Genomic DNA, 8,522 nt, shown 5'->3' with positions numbered 1-8,522 from the left:
TCTGCGATGTCATCGTGCCGAATGCGTTGCCGGGAATTCTCGCCGGCGCGCTGATGGTGGTCACGCTCTCGCTCGGTGAATTCAATCTGACCTGGATGCTGCATACGCCGCTGACGAAGACGCTGCCGATCGGGCTCGCCGACAGCTACGCCTCGATGCGGCTCGAAGTGGCCTCGGCCTACACGCTGATCTTCTTCGTGATGATCATTCCGCTCCTGGTCGCAATGCAACTGCTGGCCGACAGGGATCACAGGCGATGAGTACGGCGGGACACGGCGCTGCGGTGCGGATCGAGAGTTGCGGCAAGACTTTTGCCGACGGCACACGCGCCCTGGATCCCGCAACCCTCGACATCGCGCGAGGCGAGACGCTGGTGCTGCTCGGCCCGTCCGGCTGCGGCAAGACCACGATGCTACGCATCATCGCGGGGCTCGAGCTGCCGGACGTGGGCGGCAAGGTCCTGTTCGACGGCAAGGACATGACTTCGGTGCCGATCGAGCGGCGCAATGTCGGGATGGTGTTTCAGTCCTACGCCCTGTTTCCCAACATGACGGTGGCGGACAATATCGCCTATGGCTTGAAGATCCGCGGCGTTGCGAGGGACGAGCGTGCCGCACGCGTCGCCGAACTCGTTGCTCTCACGAACATCACGGGATTGGAGAACCGCCGCATCGACCAGCTTTCGGGTGGCCAACGTCAGCGCGTTGCGCTGGCGCGCGCGGTTGCGATCCGGCCCGGCATCTTGCTGCTCGACGAGCCCTTGACCGCGCTTGACGCCGCCTTGCGCGACCGGTTGCGGGGTGAACTCAACCGGCTGTTGCGCGCACTTGGTATCACGACGATCTATGTCACCCATGATCAGGCCGAGGCGATGGAATTGGGTGACCGGATCGTGGTGATGCGGAAGGGAGCGATCGCCCAGATCGGCACGCCGCGCGAAGTCTATTTCGCGCCGAAGGATCGGTTCGTGGCGGAATTCATCGGAGCGGCGAACATCATTGAAGCGCCGATCGAGAATGGTGCTATGATCCTTCCCGGCGGACGACTGCCGATCGACGGCGGTGCGACAATTGCGAACGCGACCGTGATGATCCGCCCTGAAACCATTCGCGTTGCGGACGCTGGGGCAGGGCAGCTCTCGGGAACTGTCGATTCCGTCAGCTTCATTGGCGACCGACAGCGAATTGTCGTGAGCGGCGCATCGGGCAAGCCGCTCAATGTTGACGCGCCCAACACCATTCAGGCCAAGGTCGGCGATCGGGTCGGACTTTCGATTGCGGCCGACGCTGTTCGTCTTCTGCCTTCCGAACCCTGAGATTCATCGATGCCGTCGAAACCGGTCCTCATCGCCCAGATATCCGACCTCCACATCAAGCCGCCGGGAGCGTTGGCCTATGGCCGGGTCGATACCGCCAAGGCGCTCGAACGCTGTGTGGCGGCGCTCAACGCATTCGAGCCGGCACCCGATTTCGTCGTCATCTCGGGCGACCTCGTCGATACGCCCTCGGTTGAAGAATACGACTATCTCAAGCGATTGCTCGCGCCGCTGCGCCTGCTGTTTGCCGGCATTCCCGGCAATCACGATTCGCGTGAGTGGATGCGCGCCGCGTTTCCTGCCGCGTCCTATGCTCACGCGACGGGCCCGCTCGATCAGAAGATCGAGGTGAATGGCCTCGATCTGCTGCTGCTTGATTCAAGCGTTGCCGGGAAGCCGCACGGCATGCTCGAACCCGCCACGCTGCAATGGCTGGATGCGACGCTGGCGGCGGCCGTCGACCGGCCGGCGCTGCTCTTCCTGCATCACCCGCCGTTCAAGGGCGGAATCTGGCATATGGACCGCCAGGACCTGTTCAATGCCGACGAACTGGCAGGAATCGTCAGGCGTCACCCGCGCGTGCGGTTGATCGGCTGCGGGCACGTCCACCGCGCCATGCTGACGGCCTTTGCCGGAATTCCCGTGACGCTGTGCCCCGCGCCGAACCATGCGGTCGATCTGGACCTCGGACAGCTCCGCGAACCGTCGTTCAAGGTGGAACCGCCTGCCTTTCACTTGCACACCTGGTTTCCCGGGCAGGATTTCGGACAGTTGGTCACCCACCAGGTCCCGATCGGTCAGTTTGACGGACCGCACCCGTTCTTTGGGCCAGACGGCAAGCTGCTGTAAGTTGGCGGCGCAGACCCCCGCAGGGACTGTTTTGCCGGGCGAGAGTGTGGTTGATGGACCGGACATTCCGCATCACGGGCGGTCCGCTGCCTGCAATTGAGCGTTGCATAGGCACATATTTATTCCAAATTGTACCTTGGATGCCTTCCAGCCCAATGCCACGGGGGCGGACCTATTGTTGCTGTAGTGGCCCGGTGCGGTTATAGTCCTTTCCGCTTTCATTGATCGATGGCTTTGTCGGTGTCCGCTCCTGGTAGCGGGCCGATTGAATGCAACACAATCAGTCTGGATCACAATGACCGGTGCGCCGCACATAGAACGAACTGCCGGCGCGCCGTCGTTTTCGAACAACAAGCTGTCGGTGCTGCGCAAGCATCCTTACTTTGCCGATCTCGAGCCCGAAGCGTTCGATCAGCTCTGCCGTTACGCCAAGCACACCACGCTGAAGCGCGGTACGACGATCTTTTCAAAGGGCGATCCGGGCACCAGCCTGATTGCGGTGATTTCGGGCACGGTCAAGATCAGCATCTCGTCGCCGGATGGTCGCAACGCCATCCTGAACCTGATCGAGGCAGGAGAGATCTTCGGCGAGATCGCTCTGCTCGACGGCTTGTCGCGCACCGCTGATGCCACCGCCAACACCAATTGCGAACTGTTCGTCATCGACCGGCGCGAGTTCATTCCCTTCGTGCGTAGCCAGCCGACGCTGGCGATGAAGTTCATCGAATTGCTTTGCGCAAGGTTGCGCTGGACCAGCGACCAGGTCGAGCAGGTCATCCTGCAGGACCTGCCCGGCCGTCTGGCGAGCGCGCTGCTGCGCCTGAGCGACAAGCACAAGCCACAGGGGCGAACCATCTCGATCACCCAGCAGGAGATCAGCGAGATGGTCGGTATGACCCGCGAGAGCATCAACAAGCAGCTCCGCGCGTGGGCGACGCGCGGTTGGGTCAGGCTCGAGCATGGCGCGATCGTCGTGCTGAAGCCCGAGTTGCTCCAAGAGCTGGTCGACGCCGGCGCTGATGACGGCGAGTAGCCACTTCGGCTGTTCGAGGTTCACGAAACGGTGAACCGGACAAACCCTGTGAAACCGTTCACATCGGCCTTGCGTGCCCTGCGGTAAGTGAGCCCTCGGTGGATAACATCCGCAATGTGGAGGAATCCATGCAGGGCTCATTCGACAATCGACGGCAGGACCCGAAGCACAATTACCAGAGCTTCAGCATCAAGCTGATCGCTTTGCCGGTGCTGGTGATCGTTGCACTCTTCGGGATGCTGGTCAGCCACCCCGCGGCGGTCAAATGGATATCGGATGCGGCGCAAGCGGAGTTCGCCGGAACCGAGGCCGTCTATGCCGATCCGGTACCCAACGTCGCGGAGCTGGCGCCCACGGCGCAGCCGCGCAATCAGATGCGGACGGTGAGAGCTTACTGATCGCTGAGGCCGCCGTTACGCCGCAACGCCGAGCAGCTTGGCTGCGGTCCGGCCGAGAATGTTGGCCTTGTCGTCGTCGCTCAGCGACTCGCAGGCGAAGATGTGGTCGACCGGTGCTAGCTGCCATGGATAGGGATAGTCGCTGCCCAACACGATCTGGCCGGCGCCAACCTGGGCGGCGAGATGCCGGATCGCCTCGGGCGTGAAGATCAGCGAGTCGAAATAGATCTGCTTGAGGTACTCGGTCGGCGCCTTCTGCAACTTGATCTCCGGATTGCACCCCTTGGGTCCGACCAGGCAGGGATGGTCCGAGCGGTCGGCATATGAGGGGAGATAGCCGCCGCCATGCGCCGCAATGATCTTCAATCCCGGGAAGCGGTCGAGCGTGCCCTCGAAGATCAGGTGAGAGAGCGCGATCGTGGTCTCGAGCGGATTGCCGATCGTGTTGCCAAGCCAGCCATTGCCGGACAGTCGCTTGTTGAGCTCGGGCACGCCCTGCGGATGGATGAACAGGGGGACACCGAGTTCCTCGGCCTTTGCCCATACCGGGTGAAACCTGGGGTCGGAGAATTCGACGCCGTCGACGACACCGCCGATCGCCGCGCCCTTCAGTCCCTGTTTCTTGACCGCCGTTTCGAGCTCCTGCACCGCAAGGTCCGGCGCCTGCAGCGTCAGCGAGGCGAAGGCTGCGAACCGCTCGGGCTTCGAGGCGCAGAGTTCGGCGAGCTTTTCGTTCTGGATCTTGACGATCTTCCCCGCAAGATCGCGATCGCGGTCGTACCAGAACGGGTTGATCGAAAGTACCTCCATGTCGACGGCCCGTGAATCCATTGCAGCCAGACGTTTGTCGATCTCGACAAAGGCTTCACTGGCACCGTTGACCGGCGGCAGTTGCAGCTTTCCGGCGTCGGCGCCGAGCAGGGCGCCGGCCTCGCGGAAGTGGCAATGCGAATGAATGTCGATGGTCTTGACGCGCTTGCCGTCGACGCCGACCGGCAACTTCTGCCGCGACTGCTCTGCGTTCGCGTTGTGGACGAGTCCGCAGTTGCAGAACACGATGCCTGCCGCCGCCGTCGAACCCGATCTCAGGAAATCCCGCCTTGTCGTCATGACGAACGCCTCCCTGTCATTTTGTTATGGGCGGGGAGCCTATGGATGCCGGCGAGCGATCGCAAGATCGCACGCTGTGCGTGTTGCGCAATGTTGATCTGCAAGATGCTGGTGCGCTCAGTGCAGGACCTGGAGCTGCCGCGGCAGCCACAGCGAGATTTCCGGGAGATACGTCACGCACATCAAGACAAAGAACATCACCGTGTAGAACGGCCAGATCTTGCGCATGACCTGCTCGATCGTGACCTTGCCGACCGCGCAGCCGACAAACAGGATCGCGCCGACCGGCGGGTGGCACAGGCCGATGCCGAGATTAAGCAGCATGATCATGCCGAAATGAACCGGATCGACGCCGAAGTTCTTCATGACCGGCAACAGGATCGGCGTCGCGATCAGGATCGATGGCGCCATGTCGACGAGCGTGCCGAGCATCAGCAGCAGCACGTTGATCAGGAGCAGGATGACGTACTTGTTGTCGGAGATCGACAGGAAGAACGCGGTCATCTTGGCCGGCATCTGCGTCAGCGCCATGATGTAGCCGACGCTGGAGGCGCAGGCGATCAGCGTCATCACCATCGCGACCGTGCGCAAAGTGCGATGGAGCAGCACCGGCAAATCGCGCCAGCGATAGTCGCGATAGATGAACATCGTGACGAAGAACGCCCAGATGCAGGCGATCGCGCCGGCTTCGATTGCGGTGAAGATGCCGCCGAGAATCCCACCCAGGATGATGACGAGGGTGATGAGGCCCCAGGCGGCATCGATGGCGATCCGGATCGCGTCTTTGGTCGGCACGGTCTGGCCATGCGGATGCTTTTCGCGATAGGCGACGGCCAGGCACAGAATGATCAGCGAGAAGCCGAGCAGCAGCCCCGGGAACACGCCGGCCATGAAGAGGGCGCTGATCGAGATCGTTCCACCCGTCGCAAGCGAGTAGAGCACCGCATTGTGGCTCGGCGGCACCAGCAATGCCTGCACCGACGAGGTGATCGTCAGATTGGTCGCGAACACACGCGGATAGCCGTTCTTTTCCATCTGCGGGATCATCACAGAGCCGATGGCGGATGTATCGGCGACCGCCGATCCGGAAATGCCGCTCAGGAATGTCGTCGCAAGCACGTTGACGATCGACAGGCCGCCGCGCAGACGGGTCAGTCCAACCAGCACATCGGCAAAGGCAACCAGCCGCCGCGCCATGCCGCCCTCGGCCATGATCGCGCCGGCCAGTACGAAGAACGGGATCGTCAGCATCGCGACCTTGCTGACGCCGTCGGAGATCTTCAGCATCACCGCTTCCAACGGAATGCCGATCCACAAGGCGCCGACGATCGCCGCCATCGCCAGCGAATAGGCGATCGGCATGCCGATCAGGAAGCAGAGCAGCATTGTCGCGAGCAGAATGAGGATGTCCATCGTAGGCCTCTCGCGATCAATCGGCGGATAAGTCGCGGTGTGGTGCGATCGGATCGGGCGGCGCACCCAGGAAAATCCGCTCGATGATGAACAGCAGCAGGCAGGCGCCACCGACCGGAATTGGAAGATAGGTGACGCCGACCGAAAGCGACGGGAAGTCGGCGATCGTGTTGTGCCAGGTCACCTCGACGAGCCGATAACCCCAGATGACCATGAACAGCGCGATCAGCCCCATCAGCAGCTGGACGATGAGGTCGGTGAGGCTGCGCAATGGGTCAGGCAGCTTGTTGGCGAAATATCCGACGTTCATGTGCAGGTTGAGCCGATAGCCGGCGGCTGCGCCGATGAACGTCACGACGATGGTGAGCAGCACCGCGAGCGGCTCGGGCCAGGACGCGGCGCTGTTCAGAACGTAGCGCGTGAACACCGCCCAGGGGATGACTGCTGAAATCAGTACCAGTGCTGCAGAGCCCGTGATGATGCAGGCAAGATACAGATAGTCCATCGCGCGGCGATATGATCCGGCCATGTCATTTCCCGTCGGATGTCGATTTCCCCTGTGGCGCGGTGTCAGGCAGACTGGATACGTCCGATCATGTCCTGGTATTTCGGGCCGTATTTATCCCACACCGGCTTGACCGCGTTCTGAAATGGCGCCTTGTCGGCGATCTCGATGATCTCGCACCCGGCGGCCTTCGCCTTGTCCATCGCCTGCTGCTCGTAGGCGTTCCAGAGCCCGCGCTCTTCCATCTGCGCGTCGCGGGCAAGCTTCCTGATCAGCGTCTGGTCATCGGCTGACAGCGCGGACCAGGCCCGTTTCGAGAACACGAGCAGCTCGGGCACGATCAAATGCTCGGTGAGCGTAAAGTGCTTCGCCGCGGTGTAGTGATTGCTGAAGACATAGCTCGGCGGATTGTTCTCGGCGCCGTCGATGACGCCGGTCTGCAACGCGCTGAACACCTGATCGTAGCCCATCGCGACGCCGTTGCCGCCAAGCGCATTCATCATGTCGATGAAGATCGGATTGCCGATGACGCGGAACTTGAGGCCCTTGATGTCGGCGATCGTCTTGATCGAATGCTTGGTGTTGTAGAGGCTGCGCGCTCCTGAATTCATCCAGCACAGGGCGACTAGGCCGGCATTGGGGCTCGCGGTGATCTTGTCCAGCAGCTCCTGGCCTATCGGGCCGTCCATCATCCGCTCGGCATGCGCCATGTTCTTGAACAGGAAGGGCATGTTGACGACGTTGATGTCGTCGACGATGGGGCCGATCGAGCCCGCGCTGACGCGCAGCATCTGGATCGCGCCGATCTGGGTTTGCTCGATGGTTTCCTTCTCACCGCCGAGCTGCATCGAGGGGAACATCTGCAGCGACAGGCGGCCGTTGGTCGCCGCCGCGAGCTTCTTGCCGAGATTTTCCGTCGCGACCACGGTCGGGTAGCCCGGAGGCTGGACGTCGGATGCCTTGAAGACGGCTTTCGATTGGGCAAACGCCGTCTGCGCTGAGGTCGCAGCGATCGCGCCAAGGCCGGCGCCGATCTTGATGAGGTCGCGACGGTTGAGCCCGGCGCCGCAGTGCTGCGATCGATCGGTACGGTTCATGTTGTTTCCTCCCAAATCTGCCTTGCCGGAGTCCGGCCGGGTCATTGCTCGTCGAAGAATTCCGGATTGTTGTGCTGGGTCGCCGTGATGTCGGCCAGAAGCCGTTCGAGATGTCTGGCCATCGCGATCCCGGCAGATGCCGGGTCGCGTGCCTCGATCGCGGCCAAGACGGCCTCGTGCTCGTCGATGACTTCAGCCATCCGTCCGCGCTGCGGCAGGGTGAGCCATCGGAAGCGGTCGACGTGAACCTTGACCTGCAGGATCAGCTTCCAGATGCCGGGGTGTCCGGCAACGTCAGCGATGGCGGCGTGAAAGGCCTCGTCGGCCTGATGGAAGGCGTCGCGATCCCCGGCCGTCTCCGCCTCGCGTTGGCGTTCGAGAATCGCGCGCAGGCCAAGGATCTGGCTCGCGCTGGCGCGCTCGGTCGCCATCCGGGTCGTGGTTTCTTCCAGCGATCGGCGGACGATGATCGCCTCGGGGAGGGCCGCGAGCGGGATGCGCGATACGAAGATGCCGGATTGCGGGAAGATCTCGACCAGCCCCTCGTCCGACAGGCGCAGGATGGCTTCCCGCACCGGTGTCCGGCTGACGCCATATGAGCGTGCAATCTCGGCCTCGAGGATCGGATCGCCCGGCCTGCGCTGCAACGCGACGAGTTCAGCGCGCAGCTCGGCATAGATCCGCGCCGCCGCCGTTGCAGTCCGCGGACGACCGGTCCGCCGGTGGCCGGCGCGGTTGCGGAGCTCCGACTTTTTCGGCGAGCGGGCGGCCATCGTTGCTCCCAAAGTTAATATATTAGTAT

Annotated in this window: 10 protein-coding genes; 5 read left to right on the top strand and 5 right to left on the bottom strand. The window is 62.5% G+C overall.

Annotation, left to right across the window (positions count from 1 at the left end; genetic code table 11):
• The 5 genes from FNJ47_RS02605 to FNJ47_RS02585 form a co-directional block, all read left to right on the top strand.
• The coding region (locus tag FNJ47_RS02605; RefSeq protein WP_430649345.1) for an ABC transporter permease at positions 1-260 on the top strand (260 nt) is incomplete at its 5' end.
• On the top strand, positions 257-1,315 hold the full coding sequence (locus FNJ47_RS02600) for an ABC transporter ATP-binding protein (RefSeq protein WP_163150329.1): 1,059 nt from the start codon (positions 257-259) through the stop codon (positions 1,313-1,315). The genes FNJ47_RS02605 and FNJ47_RS02600, both read left to right, overlap by 4 nt.
• Positions 1,316-1,324: 9 nt before the next feature.
• Positions 1,325-2,164 (top strand): phosphodiesterase, encoded by an 840-nt coding sequence (locus FNJ47_RS02595; protein ID WP_163150327.1) that lies wholly within the window; start codon positions 1,325-1,327, stop codon positions 2,162-2,164.
• 295 nt (positions 2,165-2,459) lie between these two features.
• Positions 2,460-3,197: a Crp/Fnr family transcriptional regulator gene (locus FNJ47_RS02590; protein WP_163150325.1), complete on the top strand. Its 738-nt coding sequence runs from the start codon at positions 2,460-2,462 to the stop codon at positions 3,195-3,197.
• A 128-nt stretch (positions 3,198-3,325) separates the two neighbouring features.
• Positions 3,326-3,595, top strand: coding sequence for a hypothetical protein (locus FNJ47_RS02585; RefSeq protein WP_163150323.1), 270 nt, complete (start codon positions 3,326-3,328; stop codon positions 3,593-3,595).
• 15 nt (positions 3,596-3,610) lie between these two features.
• On the opposite strand, the gene FNJ47_RS02580 is transcribed toward FNJ47_RS02585, so the two are convergent.
• From FNJ47_RS02580 to FNJ47_RS02560, 5 genes are all read right to left on the bottom strand, one after another.
• Positions 3,611-4,705 (bottom strand): amidohydrolase family protein, encoded by a 1,095-nt coding sequence (locus FNJ47_RS02580; RefSeq protein WP_163150321.1) that lies wholly within the window; start codon positions 4,703-4,705, stop codon positions 3,611-3,613.
• A 117-nt stretch (positions 4,706-4,822) separates the two neighbouring features.
• Entirely contained in the window at positions 4,823-6,118 is a 1,296-nt protein-coding gene (locus FNJ47_RS02575) for a TRAP transporter large permease (protein ID WP_163150319.1), read from the bottom strand.
• 16 nt (positions 6,119-6,134) lie between these two features.
• Positions 6,135-6,647: a TRAP transporter small permease gene (locus FNJ47_RS02570; RefSeq protein ID WP_163150317.1), complete on the bottom strand. Its 513-nt coding sequence runs from the start codon at positions 6,645-6,647 to the stop codon at positions 6,135-6,137.
• Between the two features lie 41 nt (positions 6,648-6,688).
• Entirely contained in the window at positions 6,689-7,720 is a 1,032-nt protein-coding gene (locus FNJ47_RS02565; protein WP_163150315.1) for a TRAP transporter substrate-binding protein, read from the bottom strand.
• Positions 7,721-7,761: 41 nt separating this feature from the next.
• The gene (locus tag FNJ47_RS02560; RefSeq protein WP_163150313.1) at positions 7,762-8,493 is read right to left on the bottom strand and encodes a GntR family transcriptional regulator; all 732 of its coding nucleotides are present in this window, start codon (positions 8,491-8,493) and stop codon (positions 7,762-7,764) included.
• Positions 8,494-8,522 lie beyond the last annotated feature (29 nt).

It is taken from the genome of Bradyrhizobium uaiense (assembly GCF_010811875.1).
GTDB classification, from domain to species: Bacteria; Pseudomonadota; Alphaproteobacteria; order Rhizobiales; family Xanthobacteraceae; genus Bradyrhizobium; species Bradyrhizobium uaiense.
This window is presented reverse-complemented; position numbering and strand designations above follow the sequence as displayed.